General features: G+C 49.5%; 19 protein-coding genes and 1 other annotated feature. Of the genes, 17 read left to right on the top strand and 2 right to left on the bottom strand.

Annotated features, from left to right (window positions below; all coding sequences use genetic code 11):
* Positions 1 to 36 precede the first annotated feature (36 nt).
* Positions 37 to 261 (top strand): hypothetical protein, encoded by a 225-nt coding sequence (locus NI000_RS16365; protein ID WP_253412630.1) that lies wholly within the window; start codon positions 37 to 39, stop codon positions 259 to 261.
* Positions 203 to 1,120: a helix-turn-helix transcriptional regulator gene (locus NI000_RS16360; RefSeq protein WP_253412301.1), complete on the top strand. Its 918-nt coding sequence runs from the start codon at positions 203 to 205 to the stop codon at positions 1,118 to 1,120. Before NI000_RS16365 ends, NI000_RS16360 begins: the two co-directional genes overlap by 59 nt.
* A gap of 176 nt (positions 1,121 to 1,296) precedes the next feature.
* On the opposite strand, the gene NI000_RS16355 is transcribed toward NI000_RS16360, so the two are convergent.
* Positions 1,297 to 2,238 carry an AraC family transcriptional regulator gene (locus tag NI000_RS16355; RefSeq protein WP_253412616.1) on the bottom strand — a complete coding sequence of 314 codons (942 nt, stop codon included), beginning with the start codon at positions 2,236 to 2,238 and terminating at the stop codon, positions 1,297 to 1,299.
* Positions 2,239 to 2,433: 195 nt separating this feature from the next.
* Here NI000_RS16355 and NI000_RS16350 point away from each other — a divergent pair, with 195 nt between their 5' ends.
* The 14 genes from NI000_RS16350 to NI000_RS16285 all read left to right on the top strand — a co-directional run bounded on the left by NI000_RS16350 (position 2,434) and on the right by NI000_RS16285 (position 19,637).
* A complete protein-coding gene (locus tag NI000_RS16350; protein ID WP_253412299.1) occupies positions 2,434 to 3,171 on the top strand; it encodes an SDR family oxidoreductase in 738 nt (245 codons plus the stop codon).
* Positions 3,172 to 3,559: 388 nt separating this feature from the next.
* Entirely contained in the window at positions 3,560 to 5,035 is a 1,476-nt protein-coding gene (locus NI000_RS16345) for a protein adenylyltransferase SelO (protein ID WP_253412297.1), read from the top strand.
* A gap of 75 nt (positions 5,036 to 5,110) precedes the next feature.
* Positions 5,111 to 5,375: a binding site (T-box leader), on the top strand.
* Between the two features lie 45 nt (positions 5,376 to 5,420).
* The gene (locus NI000_RS16340) at positions 5,421 to 7,319 is read left to right on the top strand and encodes an arginine--tRNA ligase (protein WP_253412295.1); all 1,899 of its coding nucleotides are present in this window, start codon (positions 5,421 to 5,423) and stop codon (positions 7,317 to 7,319) included.
* A 450-nt stretch (positions 7,320 to 7,769) separates the two neighbouring features.
* A complete protein-coding gene (locus NI000_RS16335; protein ID WP_253412293.1) occupies positions 7,770 to 8,621 on the top strand; it encodes a class I SAM-dependent methyltransferase in 852 nt (283 codons plus the stop codon).
* Positions 8,622 to 8,623: 2 nt separating this feature from the next.
* A complete protein-coding gene (locus NI000_RS16330; protein ID WP_253412291.1) occupies positions 8,624 to 9,709 on the top strand; it encodes an ABC transporter substrate-binding protein in 1,086 nt (361 codons plus the stop codon).
* Complete coding sequence (locus NI000_RS16325; RefSeq protein WP_253412289.1) at positions 9,699 to 10,772, top strand: FecCD family ABC transporter permease; 1,074 nt, start codon at positions 9,699 to 9,701, stop codon at positions 10,770 to 10,772. Before NI000_RS16330 ends, NI000_RS16325 begins: the two co-directional genes overlap by 11 nt.
* Positions 10,769 to 11,542 (top strand): ABC transporter ATP-binding protein, encoded by a 774-nt coding sequence (locus tag NI000_RS16320; protein WP_253412287.1) that lies wholly within the window; start codon positions 10,769 to 10,771, stop codon positions 11,540 to 11,542. Before NI000_RS16325 ends, NI000_RS16320 begins: the two co-directional genes overlap by 4 nt.
* Positions 11,543 to 11,647: 105 nt before the next feature.
* Positions 11,648 to 12,379 carry a YwiC-like family protein gene (locus NI000_RS16315; RefSeq protein ID WP_253412285.1) on the top strand — a complete coding sequence of 244 codons (732 nt, stop codon included), beginning with the start codon at positions 11,648 to 11,650 and terminating at the stop codon, positions 12,377 to 12,379.
* A gap of 22 nt (positions 12,380 to 12,401) precedes the next feature.
* Positions 12,402 to 13,721 (top strand): radical SAM/SPASM domain-containing protein, encoded by a 1,320-nt coding sequence (locus NI000_RS16310; RefSeq protein ID WP_309247910.1) that lies wholly within the window; start codon positions 12,402 to 12,404, stop codon positions 13,719 to 13,721.
* A 305-nt stretch (positions 13,722 to 14,026) separates the two neighbouring features.
* Entirely contained in the window at positions 14,027 to 14,743 is a 717-nt protein-coding gene (gene ric / locus NI000_RS16305) for an iron-sulfur cluster repair di-iron protein (protein WP_253412281.1), read from the top strand.
* A gap of 159 nt (positions 14,744 to 14,902) precedes the next feature.
* A complete protein-coding gene (locus NI000_RS16300) occupies positions 14,903 to 15,541 on the top strand; it encodes a radical SAM protein (protein WP_253412279.1) in 639 nt (212 codons plus the stop codon).
* 42 nt (positions 15,542 to 15,583) lie between these two features.
* Positions 15,584 to 17,509 (top strand): anaerobic ribonucleoside-triphosphate reductase, encoded by a 1,926-nt coding sequence (gene nrdD, locus NI000_RS16295; protein ID WP_253412278.1) that lies wholly within the window; start codon positions 15,584 to 15,586, stop codon positions 17,507 to 17,509.
* 26 nt (positions 17,510 to 17,535) lie between these two features.
* Positions 17,536 to 17,835 carry a YciI family protein gene (locus NI000_RS16290; RefSeq protein WP_253412277.1) on the top strand — a complete coding sequence of 100 codons (300 nt, stop codon included), beginning with the start codon at positions 17,536 to 17,538 and terminating at the stop codon, positions 17,833 to 17,835.
* Positions 17,836 to 18,134: 299 nt separating this feature from the next.
* Complete coding sequence (locus NI000_RS16285) at positions 18,135 to 19,637, top strand: nitrate/nitrite transporter (RefSeq protein ID WP_253412275.1); 1,503 nt, start codon at positions 18,135 to 18,137, stop codon at positions 19,635 to 19,637.
* A 66-nt stretch (positions 19,638 to 19,703) separates the two neighbouring features.
* Here NI000_RS16285 and NI000_RS16280 read toward each other — a convergent pair whose 3' ends face one another.
* Positions 19,704 to 20,069 (bottom strand): group I truncated hemoglobin, encoded by a 366-nt coding sequence (locus NI000_RS16280; RefSeq protein ID WP_253412274.1) that lies wholly within the window; start codon positions 20,067 to 20,069, stop codon positions 19,704 to 19,706.
* Between the two features lie 103 nt (positions 20,070 to 20,172).
* Here NI000_RS16280 and NI000_RS16275 point away from each other — a divergent pair, with 103 nt between their 5' ends.
* Entirely contained in the window at positions 20,173 to 21,312 is a 1,140-nt protein-coding gene (locus NI000_RS16275) for a TIGR04053 family radical SAM/SPASM domain-containing protein (protein WP_253412272.1), read from the top strand.
* The last annotated feature ends 2 nt before the right edge of the window (positions 21,313 to 21,314 follow it).

Raw genomic sequence — 21,314 nt, 5'->3', positions numbered from 1 at the left:
TAGAGATGCAGCCGATCGAATGGAGGGGGAAGTGCAATGCAAGAGTATATCGCGATAAAGGGCGCGAATGTGTCGCTCCGTATTCCGAAGCGGAAAATAACGATTTTTACCGGCGTATCGGGCTCGGGCAAGTCGTCGATCGCCGGCCAATCCGTAACCGGCACTTATTTGCGCGAATCGTTAGAGAAGGGAGGAGGTTCGTTTGAGGCTGGACCGGCTGTTTTCGATCACGATGATGCTATTGAACCGCAAAAGAATTAGCGCAACGGATTTGGCTGCCCGGTTTGAAGTATCGCTTCGAACGATCTACAGAGACATGGAAACGATCAACCGGGCGGGCATTCCCGTCGTCTCTTTTTCCGGTTCGGACGGCGGGTACGAGATTATGCAAAGTTACCGGCTGGACAGACAATACTTGTCGCTCGAAGATTTGTATTCGATCTACAGTGCCTTGCGGGGGATGCAGTCCGCAACCGGCGATACCGGCATGGCGGAGCTTCTGGACCGGATCGGCGCCCTGATCTCGGATAAGCTGCATGATCTCGATACGAGCGGAATGCTTCTGGACTTTGCTCCGGCCTCCGGTTCAAGAGAGCATCTTCGTACGCTCCATCTCGCGATCAAGGAACTTCGATTGGTTGAGCTGGATTACATGGATATTCACGGCGCGGAAACGCAGCGCATGGTCGAGCCGATGGGACTGTATTTGAAAAGCAATGCCTGGTACCTGTGGGGGTATTGCCGGGTTCGTTCCGCTTTGCGGGTGTTTCGGCTTTCCCGTATGAACCGGGTGCGGGTCTTGTCCGAAACGCTTAGCCACCGTGGGCTATCAATAGAGGATATCGACGCCGCCCGCGCCCGCAACGGAACGGCTCCGTGCATCCGTGTACTCCTTCGTTTTCAAGCCGCGGTAAAAACGAGGGTAAGGGACGAATTTTTGCCAGATCAGCTTAAGAGCGGTCCGGAAGGAACGATCTTGGCCGATGCCGGCTATTATACGAAAGAAGGCGCGATTCGGCATCTGATGAGCTATGGCACGAACGTAACCTTGTTGGCGCCTTCCGAATTGGTCAACGACTTCCGAAATCATATTGCCGAGATCGCCAAGATGTATTCATAGTCACCGCCCATTTTTCATATGTTAGCAGGGATTAGGAAAGAAGATGAAATTGGAGTTGAACGAGGAAGAATAGGAGGAACGCGCCTGCCCGCTTGGACTATCGATGGAGAACAGGGCCTTGACGATCAATCGTCAGGGCCCTGTTCTTGTCTATGTTAAACTTTCTCTTGCTGCTTTCATGGAATTCGGACAAGTACTTTGGAGTCCTTGATCGAACCACGAAGCTCTTGAACATCCAGCATCGGTGGCCGGCCATACAAACGGGCATATTCCCGGCTGAACTGGGACGGGCTCTCGTAGCCGACGCGGAACGCCGCAGCAGAGGCTTGCACGGATTCCGTCAACATTAACCGCCGGGCTTCTTGCAGACGCAGCGTTTTCTGGTATTGCAATGGGCTCATCGCCGTGACACGCTTAAAATGCTTATGAAACGCCGACACGCTCATGTTCACGGACTTTGCGAGCTGCTCAACCGCCAGAGGGCGGTCGTATTGCCGATTGATTAACCGGATTGCTTGAGCGATGTTGTAGGCATGGCTGCCGCTGATCGCAAATTGATAAAGGGACGCGCCTTGTTCGCCCTGAAGTATTCGATACAGAACTTCGCGGATGACAAGCGGCGCCAGAACTGGAATGTCCTCAGGCGCGTCGAGCAGTTGCATGAGCCGCACGATGGCTTCGAGCAACGCGGGAGACGTTTGGTTCACGGTTATACCTCGGCCGGCTTCCGCGGGGACGGAAGTGGAAGAGGGACGATTCGTTTTTTCCACGATCTCCAGGATGACGTCGGCGTCGAAGCTCAGTTTCAAACTTAAATAGGGAATCTTGGGTGAAGCCTCGACAATTCTGCCAATGATCGGCAATTCGACGGAAGTGATCAGGTAAGTTGAAGGATCGTATCGGTAGGTTTCATCGGCCAGCGTGGCGATCTTAGCTCCCTGCGCCACGATGCAAATGGATGGCTTGTAGACGGATTCCAGCGGTTCCGTCAAGTGAGTGGCATGCATCAGCGACAAAGAAGGAACGGCCGTCCGATGTGTTCCGCTAGCCGGAGCATGGCGACGTATTGCAAGCGCCAATTGTTGCAAGGCTTGTTCCATGCGCTGCGATTCATCCATTGTGTCCATGTAGGCCGGCTCCTTTCCAGGAAATATGTTTTTTACTTTTATTATATCGAGACGGAAGAGAATTAGGCAAGGATCGGACAGGATTGGTCTAACGGCACGATGCTAACACTTACTATAATGAATATGCAAGGTCGAACTCGGCGAATGACCGATAGGCCCACAACAAGATAAAGGAGAGGAAAGGAAATGAGTTTGAATGGAAAAGTCGCGATCATCACCGGGGCGTCGCGAGGCATCGGACGGCAAATGGCCATCCAATTAGCGCAATCCGGAGCGAAGGTGGCTGTCAATTATTCCTCGAGCCGGGAGAAAGCGGACGAGGTTGTAATGACGATTGAGCAATTCGGCGGCCAAGCGGCAGCAATCCAAGCCGACGTGAGCAAGGTGAGCGAAGTCGAAGCGTTGTTCTCGGAGACGCTCGAGCGATTCGGGCGCGTGGACATTCTGGTCAATAATGCAGGCATCTTGGAAAACAATGCGATCGCGGACGTGACGGAGGAGATATTCGATCGGCATTTCGCGATCAACGTGAAAGGGACTTATTTCGCTTGCCAACAAGCAATGAAGCATATGGCAAAAGGCGGGACAATCGTTAACTTCTCGACCTCCGTGTCTGGCGCGATACTCCCGACGTACAGTGTCTACGCCGCAACGAAAGGTGCGGTCGAGCAGCTGACACGCCAATTGGCAAAGGAATTCGGTCCGAAGGACATCGTCATCAATTGCATCGCGCCCGGGCAAGTATCAACCGATTTGTTCCTGAACGGCAAATCGCCGGAGTTGGTCGATTCGTTCCGTCGAATGAATGCGTTCGGACGACTTGGCGAACCGGAGGACATCGCGAATGCTCTCGAGTTGCTCGTCAGCGACAAAGCCCGTTGGATAACGGGTCAGACAATTCGTGTAAACGGCGGGTTTAATTGAATATTGTGGAAAGCGGTTCTTAGAAATGGGGGGACGAACAGACAACCGGCTGTAGCATTGGCGGTTATCGCCCGGTGAGCGATCCATCAAAACAACGTTTAGAAGTCCATCTACTTAGGTTATAATAGAATTCTTCATTGATGCAATGTTTCCAGTTCAAACATAAAGGCCGTACTCGCATTTTTTAAAGCATTAAGAAAAACAACTTTATTTCTAACCCGGCCCGGAACCCAGGCTGGGTTTTCTGCATTTTAAGCTGCAGTTTTTAACAACTTTATGATCAGGCAACCATATGCCCAAGTGCGCTGGAAAGTGTATAATAAACTGGTAGAAACAAACACTAAAGCGGTGGCTTGTATTTATTTTTGAAGGGTAAAAAGGAGATCCGATGACTGAGAACAAAGCAATCATAGATCCAGGATGGAATTTCGACAACAGCTATGCTCGTCTGCCGGAAACGTTTTTTTCCAGGATCGAGCCAACCCATGTCCGCTCGCCGAAGCTGATCGTTCTGAATGACCGGTTGGCGGCATCCTTGGGGTTGAACGCCGAGGCGCTGCGAGGCAGCGATGGCGTAGCGGTGTTTGCCGGGAACCGTATTCCCGAAGGGGCTGCGCCTCTAGCCCAGGCTTACGCAGGGCATCAATTCGGGCATTTCACCATGCTGGGGGACGGTCGGGCCTTGCTGCTTGGCGAACAGATCACTCCCGACCATACGCGGGTAGATATTCAGCTTAAGGGATCGGGCAGAACCCGTTATTCCCGCGGCGGAGACGGCCGGGCGGCGCTTGGACCGATGCTGCGCGAATATATCATCAGCGAAGCGATGCATGCGCTCGGCATTCCGACCACCCGCAGCTTGGCGGTGGTGACGACCGGCGAGGAAATCATCCGCGAAACCGAGCTGCCCGGTGCGGTTCTGACCCGCGTGGCCGCCAGTCATGTGCGCGTCGGGACTTTCCAATACGTTGCCAATTGGGGCACAGTCGAGGAGCTCCGGACTTTGGCGGATTACACCATCCAAAGGCATTATCCGGACGCCGAGGCGGCGGAAAACCGCTATCTTGCCCTGCTTCAGGAAGTGATCAAGCGTCAGGCCGCACTTATTGCCAAGTGGCAGCTCGTCGGTTTTATTCACGGGGTGATGAATACCGACAACATGGCCCTGAGCGGAGAGACCATCGATTACGGTCCTTGCGCTTTCATGGATGCCTACGATCCGGCAACGGTATTCAGCTCCATCGATGTTCACGGACGCTACGCCTATGGCAATCAGCCGTCGATTGCCGCGTGGAATCTCGCGAGATTGGCCGAAGCCTTATTGCCGCTGCTGCATGACGACGAGGATCAGGCTATCCAGCTGGCCGAGGATGCTATTTCCAGTTTTGTCGATCTGTTTGCCAGTCATTGGCTCGCGGGAATGAGGGCGAAGCTGGGCCTCTTTAACGAAGAGCCGGAGGACGAAGCCCTGATTAAGGACCTCCTCGTCATGATGCAGAAGCATCGGGCGGACTATACCAATACGTTCCGCGCCTTAACGTTTGATAAGCACGAGGAGTTGGCATTCAACGGAACGACGGAATTCGTCCAGTGGCATGAGCTGTGGCAGGCGAGACGGGGCAGGCAGCGAGAGCCGCAGGCTTCCTCTCAGCAGTTGATGCACAGCAGCAATCCGGCACTCATCCCGCGCAACCACCGGGTAGAAGAAGCGCTGGACGCCGCAGTGAAGCAGGGAGGTTACAGCGTAATGGAGCGGCTTGTGCAGGCTATTTCGAATCCCTATGCGCATTCCCCCGAGCAGGCGGAATACTGCACGCTGCCCGAGCCATCCAACCGTCCTTACCGCACCTTTTGCGGCACGTGATCGTGTAAGGTTCTTGACAATACGTTCCAATTTAGGTATAACTACTTTTAAACATCGTGCCACAAATTGAATAAGCCAACATAAATGAACGGGACAGTAGTTCAGGACGAACAGTCGCAGCGAGCCGGAGGTGGTGGAAGCCGGTACGTTGGTCTTGGATGAAGCGGACCCGGGATATGATTTGCCGAACCGGACTCGTCAAGCAGGCTTCAAGCTTTCGGGACGACGCGCAGTAGGCAGATCCGGTCAAGGACCGTTACACGATTAAGCGGTGAATCGCTATTTTGGCGATTTGCACATAGAGTGGTACCGCGGGAAGCAATAGGCTCTCGTCTCTTTTTGGAGACGGGGGCCTTTTTATTTTATCCATCTGGGGGTTGGGAAAATGATTCATAAGCAGCTTAACCAAGCGCTTGAAGACATTGCGGAGCAGCTTCTCCAGGAAGCAGGGCATGCCGTGCCGGAGGAACTGGCGATCGTAATTGAACATCCGGCAAATGACCGGCACGGGGAGTACAGCACGAATCTGGCTATGAAGCTGGTGCGGGTGCTCAAGCAAAATCCTTTGGCGATCGCTAACGAAATCAAAGCGAGGCTCGTTAGTCATCCGCGCCTTGCAGGATGGTTCGAACGTATTGAGGTCGCGGCGCCAGGTTTTGTGAATTTGTTTATCCATTGGGAGCACTGGATCGTTAACTCGCATCATCAAGATGCTTTCCGGCTGGATAATGACCGCAAAAAAGTATTGATCGAGCATACGTCGATTAATCCGAATAAATCGGCGCATATCGGGCATTTGCGAAATTCGTGCATTGGCGATACTTTGGCAAGAATGCTTAAGCGGATGGGCCATCAGGTAGAGGTTCACAATTACATCGACGATTTGGGCAATCAACTGGCCGATACGGTTGTCGGCGTATTGCGGACGTCGGTACAGCAGCAGCATTCCCGGTTTGGCGATTTTTGCTGGGACGTCTATGCGGAAATCAACCGGAAATACCGCAAACAGCCCGAGCTGGAGCAGGAGCGGGCGAACGTATTGCATCATCTGGAATTGGGACATAACAATATCGCCTGGCTCGGTATGCTGGTCGCGGAGCAAATGGTCAGGGAGCATCTGGCTGACATGCGGCAGTTTGGAATTGACTACGATGTGCTGGTATGGGAGAGCAGCATTGTTCGTGAAGGCTTCTGGCAGGAGGCGTTCAAGAGACTGCAAAAAACCGATCTGTTCCGGCAGGAAAGCGAAGGCAAGCTGGCCGGCTGTTGGGTGCTCAAGCAGACGGCGGAGGAGGCCGATGATCCAGCCGGACAGACGGAATTTCAAAGCGACAAGGTGCTGGTGCGTTCCAACGGGATACTGACGTATACGGCCAAAGATATTGCCTATCACATGTGGAAGTTCGGCTTGCTCGATAAACAATTCCGCTATCAACCCTTCGGCGATGGGGTATGGTCCACGCATGCGCAAGGAGTGGAGCAGGACATTGGGCGAGCGGATATGCTGATCAACGTGATCGATCATCGTCAAGAGTACCCGCAGCAGATGGTGAAGCAGGCTTTGCAGGCATTGGGATACGATAAGCAAGCTGCTCAACTGCATCACGTGAGCTATGGGGTGGTATCACTGAGCCAGGCGACGGCCGAAAGTCTTGGCGTCGACACGTCCGACGGCAGGTTATCGTATCCGATGTCCGGGAGACAGGGGATCGGCATCAAAGTGGCGGATCTTGTGGCGCATATGGAAGCCGTCATCGAAGCAAAGCGCTCGCAGCACGAAGGCTTGGACAGCCGTTCGATTGCAGCGGCAGCTATCAGGTACTATTTGCTTAAATTCCATTTGCAGACGGAAGTGGTGTTTGATTTAGAGCAAGCAACGGAGGTATCCGGCAATACCGGCGTGTATTTAATGTACTCTTATGCCAGAGCATGCAGCATTTTGGAAAAAGCCCGTTCCCTGGCGGACACCGCGATGAGCGATATCACTGCAATAGCGGCATATCCTGCCTCCGTGGGGCTTACGCCGCAGGAATATGCGGTTCTCAAACAGCTCGCTTACTGGCCGGAGACATTGGAGGAAGTCGTTTCCAGCTTGGCGCCAAATCTGCTTTGCACGTACCTGTATGAGCTGGCGTCCCTTTTCAACCATTTCTATACGGCATGCCAGATTCTTAAGACGGACGAAGGTACGCAGGGGTTCCGTCTGTGGCTGGTCGGACGGTATCGCGATACGATGCACGACGGGCTGTCCATCCTCGGCTTGCCTGCCCCGAACCGGATGTAGGCTCGATACCTGATAGAGTCGTACAAATGTTCCCGGTCGTTCACAATATCCTTTGACTTCTGAAAATAAAATTAAATATAATTAATTATATCTAAACATAATTTATTCGAGGTTTTTAAAAACCTGGAAGTAAAAAATCTCAGACAAAATAGAGGTGGGGTATGTCCCGTAAGAGTTTACGTCCGCCTTTGAAACCCGCGAAAATACCGCTAATTCTAATCAAGTTCGCGGGTTTCAAGAGCGGCTGGAGGGATATACCCCACCGGCGTATGCTGAGAATTTTATACGCGTAGCGGGTTTCTAGCAAGCTAAATCAATTATATCTAAACATAATTAATTATAACTAATTCCATGTTAAAGTGCGTGTAATCACATTAAATAAGTATATTTAGTATTAATATGTATGATGTGATTCGTACCAACAATGGAGTTGAAAGGGATGTGGATGGAATGGCCGGGATCATCAATTGGGAAAAGATGCTTGAACTCGCTTATGGCAAGACAACGGATGACAAGGACGTAGATCCGGCTAAGTTTTGGGATCAGTTCGGCTATATGTATGACAAGATGTCCAGAATGGAAAAAAGTTATACGAAACATCAAGTGGATGCTATGATTCTGGAACCCCATGACCGTGTTCTGGATGTAGGCTGCGGGACAGGAAGATTGTGTGTGCCCATTTCCAAAAAAGTGAGCAGCGTTACCGCCATCGATGCATCTCCGAACATGTTAAGTTATGCGAGAAAATACGCCGAAGAAGAGCAGGCGGATAATATTCATTTTCATCTGTTGGATTGGAATAACGAAAGTGAAATCAACCAATTAGAACAGCATGATGTCGTTTTTGCATCACGTACCGTTGCACTAAAAGATATTAAAAGACTAAATAAGCTTGCCAAAAAATATGTCTTTCTTTTGAGCTTTGCCAACGGGCCGTTCTTAAGATCGATACAATTGGATTTATTTCGTGGAGTAAGAGGCAATGTACAGCTTGACTTCAAAGAAAACCGCCAGCTCGGGTATAACATTCGGTTTAATATGCTGTATGACTTAGGGATTGATCCGAGCGTTGTCATCGTGAAAGACGGATTTGAAAAAAACTTTCGGAATAAAGAAGAAGCCTATGACGATTTAAGAACTTTAGGCACGGTGGACGAGGATCAAGAAGATTTATTCAGGCAAAATGTAGACAAGTATTTGATCGAAGGCAAGGACGGTTCCGTTCGGTTTTTAAGAGAAACCTCCACTTATGTCATGTGGTGGAAGCCTGAAGACGTGGATTTTACATACGAAGGAGTCTAACGATGAGAAAAAGAAAGATGAACATCATGCTATGGTTACTTGCCATGACGATCGTTGTAGGGGGATGTGCAAAATCAACGGCAACTAATCATGCGGGCACTGACGTTAAGGTGGATGTATCAAAACGTGATGCGAATGCAATGACAACCAAAAAAGTCGTCAGCATGTCGGGGAAAGAAGTCGAACTGCCGGGAAAGATAACAAGGGTCGTCAATACCTGGCCGTCGTCTGCAACCATGATGATTTTCTTAGGAGCCGGCGATAAATTAGTAGGCGTACATAAATATGTGAAAACATTGCCCTTTAATAAGCTTATTTATCCGAAGCTGGAGCAAATTCCAACAGCAGAAGAGAATGCTGAGGAATTGCTGAAGCTGGACCCCGAAGTGATCATAACCGCCAGCGATGATAATATAAAAAGCTACACCCAAGTGGGATTAAAGGGTGTAAATCTAATGTTTAACAATTATAAAACAATGAAAGAATCCGTTTCCGCTTTAGGCGACATTTTAGGTGATGATTACAAAAGTAAAACAGATAAATTAGTTGCCTACATTGACGGAAATTTAAAAAAGGTTCAAGACACGTTCAAAAACTTGCGGGAAGAAGATAAACCGGTAGTTTATTATGCGGTCGATAATATGTACTCAACAACTGGCGCCGGGACCATTATGGAAGAATGGGTTATCAACGGCGGAGGGAAATATGCAACCTCCGATTTGGGGAAAGGCATGCGGGTGACCGTAACCCCGGAAGATATTTTAAAGAAAAATCCCGACATCATCGTAGTTAGTGGCGGAGAAGGGAGCAAGAAGGTGGTACAGAGCTTCAAAACAGCTCCGGAGTGGAGCGAAATTAAAGCGGTAAAAAACAATAAAATATTCGTAATCCCCTCCGGATGCTTTGCTTGGGACCGCTTTGGGGCGGAAAGCGCCTTGCAAATTTTGTGGGCGGCGGCCACGTTCCATCCCGATTTGTTCGTGATGGATATGAAAGAGGAAACCAGAAAGTTTTACAAACAATATTCGAATTTCGACATGACCGATCAGCAGTTGGAGCAGCTCTTAAAAGGAGAAGTTGTTAAATAAACAACCGGGTGAGCAGAAGATGGAAGCGATAAAGCAAAAGGCTGATTCATTCAGCAAGGTTAGAGGTTACATGCTTTTTTTAACGCTATGGCTCCTGTTGTTCGTCCTTTCGATCGCAGCGCTTTGCTTAGGGCGATATGGCATTCCGATTTCAGATGTCTTGGATGTTTTATCGTCGAAGCTGCTTGGAAAGCCGTCAAATGTAAATCAAACCATTGAAAATATTATTTTGAATTTAAGATTGCCCAGGATCATCGCTTCCATTATGATCGGGGGTTCGCTGGCATTGGCTGGGGCCGCTTACCAAGGGATTTTTAGAAATCCTTTGGTTTCCCCGGACATTTTAGGGGTTTCCTCCGGCGCGGGGCTGGGGGCTGCTTTAGCCATACTTTTTCATTTGGGGACATTCGGTTTACAAATCTCCTCCTTGGCCGGAGGCATATTGGCCGTTATGATAACAAGCGCGATTCCAAAGTTCATGAAAAATCGTTCAGCCATCGTTCTCGTCTTAGGGGGAATCATCGTTAACGGAATGATGGTTTCCTTACTAGGGTTGACCAAATATATGATGGATACGGAGAATAAGCTTGCCGAGATCACCTATTGGCTTCTGGGCAGCTTAGCCAAGATCTCCAAGGGCGATATATTGATAATCTCCATTCCCATGGTGATCTCAATGATGTTACTGCTCGCTATCCGATGGAGAGTCAATATTCTTGCTTTAGGAGAAAGCGAGGCTAAAAATCTGGGCGTCAATACGGAATTTTATCGCGGTGTCGTCATCGTGCTGTCTACTATTTTAACAGCTTGTGCCGTATGTGTTAGCGGGACCATCGGTTGGATCGGGCTAATCGTCCCTCATTTGGGGCGGATGCTGATCGGGCCGGACAATAAAAGGTTATTTCCTCTTTCTATCATCATAGGAGGAGGATTTTTGTTAATGATTGATACGCTATCAAGAATCGTTTCCCCGGCAGAACTGCCCATCAGTATTTTAACGGGGCTTGTAGGAGCGCCCTTTTATTTTTGGATTCTGCATAAACAAAGGATGAACATTTCATGAGACTTGAAGTGAACAATATAAGTTTTTCATTTAAACAAAAGAAAGTTTTTTCCAACGTATCCTTCAGCCTGAACGAGGGGGAGATTCTTTCGATTTTGGGACCCAACGGGTCGGGCAAGTCTACCCTGTTGAATTGTATAGCGAGATTGCTTAAAGGGGATCAGGGGGATATTTTCCTTGACGGAAAATCCATTTATGACTACACCATGAATGAATTTGCAAGAAATATCGGCTATGTTCCCCAAAATCATACGCCTGCCTATGCATTTACGGTCAAGGAATTTGTTGTTATGGGGCGCTCGCCGTATATTTCGGCATTTTCAATGCCGTCCGACAAGGATTACAATATTGCACTTGAGGCCATTGAGATGATAGGGATCGGTCATTTGTTAACCAAGCCGTATACGGAGCTCAGTGGCGGAGAGAGGCAGTTGGTCACCATTGCCAGAGCCATTGCCCAGCAATCCAAAATCATATTAATGGATGAACCGACTTCACAGTTGGATTATGGAAATCAGATTCGAACCATTGAAATCATAAAAAAACTATCCCGCAAAGGCTACGGCATCATCATGACAACGCATACACCGGATCATGCCATATTGTTGAACGATAAAATCGGAATCATAGACAAGTCAGGCCAATTTGAATGCGGCCATGCCGCCGATATTTTAAACGAAGAGAAGCTGAAAAAAATATATAACATTAATTTGAGGTTAATGTATTTAAAGGAAATCGATAGAATGGCCTGTGTAGCCGAAGGGATCTAAAAACATCCTCGCGATCTGCAAGGCATGTGCATAATATCATAGAGCGGATGGGGGCGGCAATTATATGATAGTTGTGCAATAAGGTGCGAGAGGAGCGACTGTCCCATGAAGAAGCGAAAAATAGTGATTCCTCATGAACACGGCGGTTGGGCGATGGTCAGTGTTCCTTTTCTGCTCGGCATGTTCGCCGGGAAGCCGCAGTTGATGCATCTGCCGTTATTTATGGGATGGCTGTTTCTCTACATGTCGTCTTATCCTTTTCTTCAATCCATGAAAAATAAAGCCAATCGGCGGCATTGGATCAAATGGGGGACGATTTACGGTTTAGTTGCGGCTTGTTGTTTGGTGCCGGCGCTTTTCAGCCATCCGGCATTGCTCTATTTCGGTCCGCTTCTTCTTGTGCTGCTTTCGGTGAACATATGGCATACGAGACACAAATCGGAAAGGGCGCTGGTTAACGATCTTTGCGCCATCCTCCTTTTCAGTATTGGAGGAGCAGCCGCTTACCTGGTGGGCGGGGGAGGATGGGACCGGATGATGGCGACGGTCGTTCTGTTCAGCTTTTTGTATTTTACAAGCAGCGTCTTTTTTGTGAAGGCTATCTTCCGCGAAAGAGAGAACAAGCGCTGGATCGCTTATACGCGAGCGTATCACATTTTGCTGCCACTCGTGCTGTGGGTGGTAGGCCATCCGTGGATGATCCTCGCTTATGCGTTTTCCGCTGCGCGGGCTTTTGCTTTCGCAGGCAAGCCGATGCGTCCCTCGAAGGCGGGAATTATTGAAATTGTGGGTGCGGTGCAGTTTGTAATACTTTCCGCTAAGTTCATTCAACGATGAAGGGTGATAAGGATTGGCAAAAGTGACTGACCGTTGGACTCCTTCCCGCTATTCCACCATCGTACGATGGAACGGAAAAGGAGGGATGATTTACAACTCCTTTTCCGGCGCCATGGCCGCCTTCGAGCCGGATGAGGAGGCAGAAGTCCTTAGAGTGCTGGGGAAGGAAGCTCTCCATGAGGAGTTGTCAGGAATGGCCTCCGATCTGCACGATGCCGGATTTTTGGTGTCGGACGAGACGGACGAGCTTGCGCAGGCGCAAAAGCTGCACGCTGCCCTGAATGAAGCGAAATCGAAGCATCTCGTGATCATGCCTACGGAAGCCTGCAACTTTCGCTGCACGTATTGTTACCAGAGCTTTCCCCGTGGCGCCATGACGCGGGAGACGATCGACGGTTTAAAAGCATACGTCCGGCAAGCTGCCGAAAGCATCGAACATCTTGCCGTCAGTTGGTTCGGCGGCGAACCGATGCTTGTTCCCGATACGATTATTGAATTGTCGGATTGTTTCCTGGAAAGCTGCTCGAAAAACGGCATCAGCTACTCCGCAGACATGTCCACAAACGGATACTTTTTGACGAAAGAGCGGTTTATGGAGCTGCTTGACCGCAACGTGCGCCGATTCATGGTGACACTGGACGGAACGGAATCGATTCACGACAGGAGAAGGGCCCTTCGCGGAGGCGGCAGAACGTTCGAGAAAATCATCGGCAATTTGAAGGCGCTTCGTGATGTCGATGCTGCGTTTGCTATCGATATTCGAATCAATTTTGACGAGGATAACGCGGATGAAGTGCCGGATTTGCTGACGAAGCTTTTCGCATGGTTCGAGGGTGACAAGCGTTTTCAGATTCTGGTCCGACCGGTCGGCCGGTGGGGCGGACGAAACGACGACCGCATTCCCGTGTGCGACCGGACCGCTTCGGATGCACATCTGTGGGAATTGACGGGCCTTGGGGTGGAACGCGGGCTGCCGCTCAGCGAGACGATCATCGATTCGCTTATGCCGTCCGGAGCCGTCTGTTATGCCGCCAAGCCCAATGCGTTCGTGATTGGAGCGGACGGACGGCTGTACAAATGCTCGGTTGCGCTGGACGACCCGGTGAATCATGTCGGGCAGCTTCATGCAGATGGAAGCATGGTTCTGGATACGGACAAAATGGCGAGATGGACCGGCTCCGGCGAAGAACGGGACCCGGTTTGCCGCACATGTTATTTCCGCCCCGCCTGTCAGGGCAACCATTGCCCGTTATACCGGATGAGAACAGGGAAGCGCCCCTGTCCGCATGAGAAAAGAAAAATCAAGCAAGTGCTGGAATTGATCGGGAAGACCAAAGATTAAGTCAAAGGAGGTGGATAAGAACATGAAATGGATTCGTCCGGCCATAACAACCGCGCAAGCGGTGAATACCGGTAAAATATTGAAGTCGGTGCCTGGAAATCTTGCTTAAGCAGGTTCAATGTCATTTCTGGAAAAAGTCCAAGGTTTGTTGCTTACCGGCAACGAACCTTGGACTTTTCATTTTGGGGCTAGGAGAGCAGAAAAAAACGTGATTGTAAACACAGTAGGCTTATGCTCGTTGCATTACAATTTAGACAAGAACATGATCACTGGATAAACGGTCATGTCAAAAGGAGGCCAACCCAATGAGCATTGCTTTTAACGGTTCCGAAACGATCGGACAAATCGTGACCGCTTTTCCCGGGTCCAGCAACTTATTTCAGGAGCACGGCATCGACTTTTGCTGCGGCGGGGGCCGTCCTCTGACAACAGCGCTAAGACAGAAAAACATCGAGGAAGCAGCTTTCATCGAAAAACTGAACCGGTTCTACGAGGAAGCGAACCAAAAAATCGATCCCAACACGGACTGGCTCAAGCTCTCGTCGAGTCAGTTGATCGATCATATCGTCACCACGCATCACGCGTATTTGGAACGGGAGCTCCCCGTGTTAAGCCAATTCGTCACCAAAATTTTGCGGGTACACGGTCCGGAACACCGTGAGCTCGCCAAGCTTCATTTGCTTTTCCATCAGATGAAAATGGAGCTTGAACAGCACTTGATTGCCGAGGAGGCGACTGTCTTTCCGTTAATCAAAGAATTGGAGCTCAATCCGGCCCCATCCCTTGCGGAGAAAACGGCGAATGCGATAAGTGAGCTTGAGGCGGATCACAGCGGCGTAGGCAATCTCCTGCACGAAATGAGAGCCGTCACGAGCGATTACGAGCTGCCGGCCGGCGCGTGCCGGACTTACACGCTGGCGTTCCACAAGCTGCAAGAGCTCGAATCGGATTTGTTCCAGCATATCCACCTGGAAAACAACATTCTTTTCCAGCGCGTGAGCAATCCTGCCAACGAGTCTTAACAAGCGGATTTCCCAGAAGAGGTCGTCTAAAAGGCGACCTCTTTAGTGACTCGAATCACCGAAATATACTATATATGGTGATAAAATATTTTTGATAACACTATATTTAGTTTTTGAGGAGAGGGGGTTAACGGGAAAGTGCTAAGATTTTATCCAATCATGATTCGGACTTTCGAGGATCTGCCGGGGAACACCTCTTTGGTGATTCATTCTCTTGCCGGCTGTAATTTACACTGCTTCGGATGTCATAACTATGATGAATTGGTTGCATCCAATCATGAGCATTATTTGTTGCCGGATGATATTTTGCAACAAATCAAGATGAACGGATATTTATTCGATGCCGTCATCTTCAGCGGCGGAGAGTTTTTGATGGGCAATCTTAAAGAAATTTCCGTTTTTCTTACAAGGCTGAGGATATGGTTCCAGGGCAAAATCATCATTAACACGAACGGCACGTTTCCTGAGAAAATACGCCATTTACTGGAGAGAGAGCTGGCTGACGGGATTCATATCGATATGAAATTGCCGTACCATGCTTTCGATAAGAACGTCGATATGGCCGCCTATCAAGCCGTTCTCGGCGTCGTTCCTACCCCTGCGCTGGTTCAAAACATGATGTCGGCGATCCAATTGGTCGTTCGGCACAATAGTCCTTACAGTCAGGTACGCACTGTAAAATATCCTGTTTTAAGTGAGGAATATTTTGAACAAATTCGCAGCTATGTCGATGAGCTGAAGGAGCGTTACAACAGCGAGGTCACGTATAAATTAAATGAATTTTATTTTCCGGCTTGAACGGGACGAAAAAATCAATTGTGGTCAGGGAGGAACGGATGAATGTTTAGTCATTTTAACGAAATTATCGAAAAATTCACCTCGGAGGTGGAGGACAAAAAATCGGACTATTTAAAACGCGAGAATAGCAATTTTGTGTACTCTCTGCCCCTGCTGCGCCACAATCTTACAAACTTTGCCGAAGAGGAATTTTTGCTTTCGCACATATTGCCGTCCAAACTGACGGAGCTCTATAAAGAAGGCGTTGTATACATACACGATAAGCAATTAAGCCCGTACTGCATGAGCGTCGGATGCAAAGATATCGCGATGATGGGAATACCTAATTTAGCCAAAAATATGCTGTCCTCCAAACCGACGAAGAAGCTGGATGTTTTCTTAAGACACGTTAGCAACGTCATCGTGCTGATGTCGCAGCAAGTATCCGGCGCGGTGATGTTGTCCCAATTAACAACCATTTCTGCATCCTACCTGTATTTTGAACAATTGGAAAACGGCAAAGCGTATTCGGATCACGAACTGAAGCAGTTGTTTCAAGGCTTGATATGGGAAATGAACATGCCGCTGCGCGGAGGCTCGCAATCCGCATTTTCGAACATCACAATGGAATTCGGTAAACCGTCCGAGGAAATCAAAAACGAATACGTCATTATCGGAGGCGTTGCCAAAAATATTAAATATCAAGATATTCCGCCTATCTATTTTGACCGGATCAACAAGGCGATTATCGATGTGATGAAAGAGGGGACGGGAACAGGGATTCCGTTTACGTTTCCTTTAATTACGGTTCAAATTGACGATCATTTTAATCTACAGGACGAGCTGTTTCTGTACTTGCTTGAGCAAATGTATTATTGGGGCGGCGTCTACTTTGAAAACTTCCGGACGAAACCGTTTGAAAATGAATATTACAAAAAACGCAACCCTTTGTTGAAACCGCGCGATCCGGAAGCGAGCCGTAGTTTATGCTGCAGGCTGCAGATCGATTTATCCGTGCTTTCGAGGGCCGGAAGCGGCATTTTTGGCAGCTCTACCGGATCGACCGGCGCCGTGCAAGTGTTGAATCTTAACTTGAATCGAATGCTGATGGAATTTGGACATAACGAATCCGTACTCTTGGATAAAATCAGAGAGGTTCTGGAACTCATGCAGCAGGGCCATCAGGCAAAAAGGGCATGGATCGAAAGAAATAAAGAGCTGTACCCGACGTTTTTCGCATTCAACAACGATCTGAAAAACTATTTTAACGTATTTGCCGTGACCGGTATGCACGAGGGATTGCATAATATGGGCTTTGAAGGCGGATTGTTGAACGAGGAGGGCAAGAGGCTGGCTCATCGTCTCATGCAAGCGATGACTGACATCATCAATGAGTTCATCGTGCGGGATAAAGTGGCCTGCGGGATTGAATATGCTCCCGGGGAGAACGCCGCGATCAAGCTCGCCCGGCATGATTTGAAATGGGGGAAACAGCGTGGACGGCATGTCTATGTTCAGGGCAGCGGCGATAACGTATACCTGACGTCCGGGTGCATGCTTCCGTTCAGCGAGGAAGACTTCCTCAAACAAATCGAAAACAGTGCGGAATTCCAGGGGTACGCCACATCGGGAAGCATTCTCCATCATTTTGTGGAAAGCAAACTTGCACCGGGCCAACTTGCGCAATATCTCGGCAACATATTCGAAAAGCCGATTAACTATATTACGCTTACACCTACCCTGACAAGCTGCTTAAGCTGCAATCGGCAATTGGTGGCACAGGATGGAAAACATATCGGGAATTGTCCGGTTTGCGGCAGTGACGATATCGCCACATTCAGCCGCGTGATCGGTTATGTAAAGATGATATCCAGAAAAAGCATCAAGGTGGATAAGGAAGGTTGTTATCACGGGGAGTTCAACTTCTGGGGCAAAGCGAGAAGGTTTGACTGGAATACGAGAAAGAGAGTTAAGGTTGAAGAGCTGTAACAACCATGGTGAAAAGGAGAGTAGACATGACAAAGTTCACAAGGTATGTGATTTTGTTGTCGCTGAATCCTGGTAAGAAATTGACAGAAGAACTGATCCGAAAACACATTGCTTTCCTGCGTAAACTGGAGCAAAACGGTCAACTGGAGCTTTGCGGACCGTTCTCCGATTACCAGGGAGGGATGGTGATTATCCGTGCTTCTTGCTACGAAGAAGCGCGGAGCATCGCCGAATCGGATCCGTTTGTATCGACCGGCACGGAAAGCTATGAACTGCGCACGTGGCAGCTTTCCTGCGAAGAAAACAATCATCTGGGCGCAGGATAACGGGATGCCGGTTATTCAAGTAATTTGTGTCCATTTTGTGAAAGTGAGTTATTTTACGCTGTATAACTACGGTTCATGATGATTTGCATCACAGTGATGAAATAGTGAGAAATGTTATTTTCAAAATGTTCCTGTTGAAAAGAAACATTCCGTAAAGGAGGCAACGTTACACTTGGTAAGGGGAGGCGTGCCGGTTACCGATTTGCGCCGCAGCCACGTCTTGTGCCCCAGTCATAAGCCCGAAACGAGCTTTATGAAATTGGAACGATCATGATTGACTAAGAGTGGAGGGAAAAAGGATGGATGTTCGAAAGCTCCAATTGCCGTTGCAAACGGTAAGTCTAATTCTCGGTTTTGCGGTTTGGGTGATTCTGTCTTCGCTCATGCCTTTCATCAAGTCGGACATCCCGATGACTCCGGGCCAGCTGTCCTGGGTAACGGCCGTGCCCGTGATTTTGGGTTCGATCCTGCGCATTCCGATCGGTTTCTGGACGAATAAATACGGCGCGAGAAAGCTGTTCGCCATCAGCTTTGTTCTGCTGCTGTTTCCTGTCTATTATGTAAGCCAGGCAACGACGTTCGTCGATCTGCTGATCGGCGGTTTCTTCCTCGGCATCGGCGGCGCCGTATTTTCGGTCGGCGTTACCTCGCTGCCGAAATATTATCCGAAGGAAAAGCACGGTTCCGTGAACGGGCTTTACGGCATTGGCAACCTGGGGACGGCGGTATCAGCGTTCGGCGCTCCGGTTATCGCAGGCTCGATCGGATGGTCTGCCACCGTCCAGCTGTATTTGATTTTGCTTGCCGTGTTTGTCCTCCTTCATGTTTTTCTCGGCGACCGCAAGGAGCCGAAGGTCGTGACCCCGGTGCGGGAGCAGATGAAGGAAATATACCGCAATCCGCGGCTATGGGCGATCAGCCTGTTCTATTTTATCACCTTCGGCTGCTTCGTCGCATTTACCATCTATTTGCCGAATTTTCTCGTCAGCCACTTCCAATTGGCCAAGGCGGACGCGGGCTTCCGAACGGCTGTATTTATTGCGATCGCGACGGCGGCACGGCCGATCGGCGGATGGCTGGGCGACAAGTTCAATTCTTTTGTCATTCTGATGTTCGTATTCGGGGGACTGACCTTATCCGGCATCTTGCTTTCCTTCTCGCCGGACATTCAGCTTTATACCGTCGGTTGTCTGCTGATCGCGGTTTGCGCAGGGACAGGAAACGGCACGATCTTCAAGCTGGTGCCGCTCTATTTCCTGAAGCAGGCCGGGATTGTGAACGGAATCGTTTCTGCCATGGGCGGCCTTGGGGGATTTTTCCCGCCTCTGATTCTCGCGTCGTTATTCAGCCTGACGGGCCACTATGCAATCGGATTCATGGCCTTGTCCGAGTTTGCTTTGGTCAGCCTTGTCCTTGTGTTTTGGATGTACTATCAAGACCGGCTTCATCTGGCTGCGGAAATTATTGAAAATACGGCGGAAGCCATTCTTATCACAGATTTGAAGGGTACGATCCAGCAGGTGAATCCGGCGTTCACCAAAGTGACCGGCTATACGCAGGAGGAAGTCGTTGGGGAAAATCCGCGCATTTTAAAATCAGACAAACAGCCGTCGGATTTTTATGCCGCGATGTGGAAAACGATCAAAGAGAAAGGCTTCTGGCAGGGCGAAATATGGAACCGGAGGAAAAACGGCGACGAGTACCTTCAATGGCTGACGATCAGCGCAATCAAAAACGACGCCGGCGAAGTAAAAAATTACGCGGGGATGTTCAGCGACATTTCAGAGCTGAGAAATAAGTAGAAAAGAAACTGAGAAAGCTCCGGACCCGTTCAAGTCTGCGGTCTTTCTCAGCTTTCTTATCATTCCCTATTTATACAGGACATCGTCTTTTACTTCAGCGACATGAGATAAGGCTTGCTCGATTTCCTGCTCGCTGACGCCGAAATGTGCAAGTGAATCATGCAGATGCTTAACGATGGCATTAAAGTGAACCGGTTGCAGGTTCATGCCCTCATGAGCTTTGGCCATGGATTTTCCCGAGTATTGGTTCGGCCCCCCTAACGCAAAACTGATAAATTTGGTCTGGTGGCGCCGTTGTTTCTCCATATCGGTGTTCTTAAAAAACTCGTTCACCGTATCATCCGCCAATACAAGCTCATAAAAATAATCGACGACTTTAGAGATGGCCGGTTCTCCGCCAACTTTTTCGTAAAGAGTCTTAGTATTTTCCATGCGAAACCTCCTGAGTCATAATATGTCAACAAATAGGATGCTTCGGAACAATAAAAATATTCATGCTTTCTCTCCAGATGGCAACTGAGAAGGAGGGATCTTATTGAAGCCCCTTATAAAAGAAAGGGATTACAACGAAAATCCATTCATCGTCATATGGGAAGTCACCCGGGCCTGCGCTTTGAAATGTCTGCACTGCCGAGCGGAGGCACAGTATGGAGCGGACCCCGGGCAGCTGTCTTTCGAAGAGGGGAAGCAGCTCATCGACGAAATCGCCAAGATGGATAACCCGCTATTCGTCTTTACCGGCGGAGATCCGTTAATGCGGCCCGATCTGTTCGAGCTTGCCCGCTATGCGATCGAAGAGAAAGGCCTTCCCGTCTCCATGACGCCGAGCGCCACGCCGAAGGTAACGCGTGAAGCGGTCCGGAAGGCGAAGGAAGTCGGGCTGTCGCGGTGGGCTTTCAGTCTCGATGGCTCCTGTGCGGAGATTCATGACCATTTTCGCGGAACAAAGGGATCTTACGATCTGACCATGAGAGGGATCGAATACTTAAAGGAACTGCAAATCCCGATTCAGGTGAATACGACCGTATCCCAATATAATCTTCACGATCTTGAAGCGATCGCGGACAAGGTCAAGGAGATGGGAGCCGTGCTTTGGAGCGCATTTTTCCTTGTGCCCACCGGACGCGGGATGGTGAAAGATATCATCACCCCGGAGCAGCACGAAGAAGTGATGAAATGGCTGTGTCACATCCAGCAAAAGATGCCGTATGGGGTAAAAGCAACGGAAGCGCCGCATTACCGGCGAGTTCTCCTGCAGGAAAAGCAGCGTTCAGGCGAGCAGATTGCGGCCATGGGAGCGAAACGCCAGGACCTTCTCGGACGCGCGCCAAAAGGGGTAAATGACGGAGACGGGTTTGTGTTCATAAGCCATACCGGAGAGGTTTACCCGAGCGGATTTTTGCCTGTCGTATGCGGCAATGTCCGGGAGCGTCCGCTAACGGAAATTTATCGCAGCTCTCCGGTCCTGACCGCATTACGCGACAAATCGCGGTTAAAGGGCAAATGCGGGGCTTGTGAATTCAAAGAATTGTGCGGAGGTTCGAGGGCGAGAGCCTATGCCGTTACCGGAGATTATCTGGAAAGCGATCCCTATTGCGCTTATGTACCGAAAGCCCTTGCAGCGGAGTCAAAGATGTTTTTTGAACAAAATTCGCTTCTTGGATCGGACTTGTGACT

Origin of the sequence: Paenibacillus tyrphae (assembly GCF_024158745.1) — a bacterium.
GTDB classification, from domain to species: domain Bacteria; phylum Bacillota; class Bacilli; order Paenibacillales; family NBRC-103111; genus Paenibacillus_G; species Paenibacillus_G tyrfis_A.
Note: the sequence above shows the minus strand (reverse complement) of the source record. Positions and strands in the feature narration are given on the sequence as shown.

Bases quoted from the DNA above. Each gene is read 5' to 3' on its own strand.
- NI000_RS16365 (WP_253412630.1), top strand. From the start codon at position 37: ATGCAAGAGTATATCGCGATAAAGGGCGCGAATGTGTCGCTCCGTATT.
- NI000_RS16355 (WP_253412616.1), bottom strand. From the start codon at position 2,238: ATGGATGAATCGCAGCGCATGGAACAAGCCTTGCAACAATTGGCGCTT.
- NI000_RS16350 (WP_253412299.1), top strand. From the start codon at position 2,434: ATGAGTTTGAATGGAAAAGTCGCGATCATCACCGGGGCGTCGCGAGGC.
- NI000_RS16345 (WP_253412297.1), top strand. From the start codon at position 3,560: ATGACTGAGAACAAAGCAATCATAGATCCAGGATGGAATTTCGACAAC.
- NI000_RS16340 (WP_253412295.1), top strand. From the start codon at position 5,421: ATGATTCATAAGCAGCTTAACCAAGCGCTTGAAGACATTGCGGAGCAG.
- NI000_RS16335 (WP_253412293.1), top strand. From the start codon at position 7,770: ATGGCCGGGATCATCAATTGGGAAAAGATGCTTGAACTCGCTTATGGC.
- NI000_RS16330 (WP_253412291.1), top strand. From the start codon at position 8,624: ATGAGAAAAAGAAAGATGAACATCATGCTATGGTTACTTGCCATGACG.
- NI000_RS16320 (WP_253412287.1), top strand. From the start codon at position 10,769: ATGAGACTTGAAGTGAACAATATAAGTTTTTCATTTAAACAAAAGAAA.
- NI000_RS16315 (WP_253412285.1), top strand. From the start codon at position 11,648: ATGAAGAAGCGAAAAATAGTGATTCCTCATGAACACGGCGGTTGGGCG.
- ric (WP_253412281.1), top strand. From the start codon at position 14,027: ATGAGCATTGCTTTTAACGGTTCCGAAACGATCGGACAAATCGTGACC.
- NI000_RS16300 (WP_253412279.1), top strand. From the start codon at position 14,903: ATGATTCGGACTTTCGAGGATCTGCCGGGGAACACCTCTTTGGTGATT.
- nrdD (WP_253412278.1), top strand. From the start codon at position 15,584: ATGTTTAGTCATTTTAACGAAATTATCGAAAAATTCACCTCGGAGGTG.
- NI000_RS16290 (WP_253412277.1), top strand. From the start codon at position 17,536: ATGACAAAGTTCACAAGGTATGTGATTTTGTTGTCGCTGAATCCTGGT.
- NI000_RS16285 (WP_253412275.1), top strand. From the start codon at position 18,135: ATGGATGTTCGAAAGCTCCAATTGCCGTTGCAAACGGTAAGTCTAATT.
- NI000_RS16280 (WP_253412274.1), bottom strand. From the start codon at position 20,069: ATGGAAAATACTAAGACTCTTTACGAAAAAGTTGGCGGAGAACCGGCC.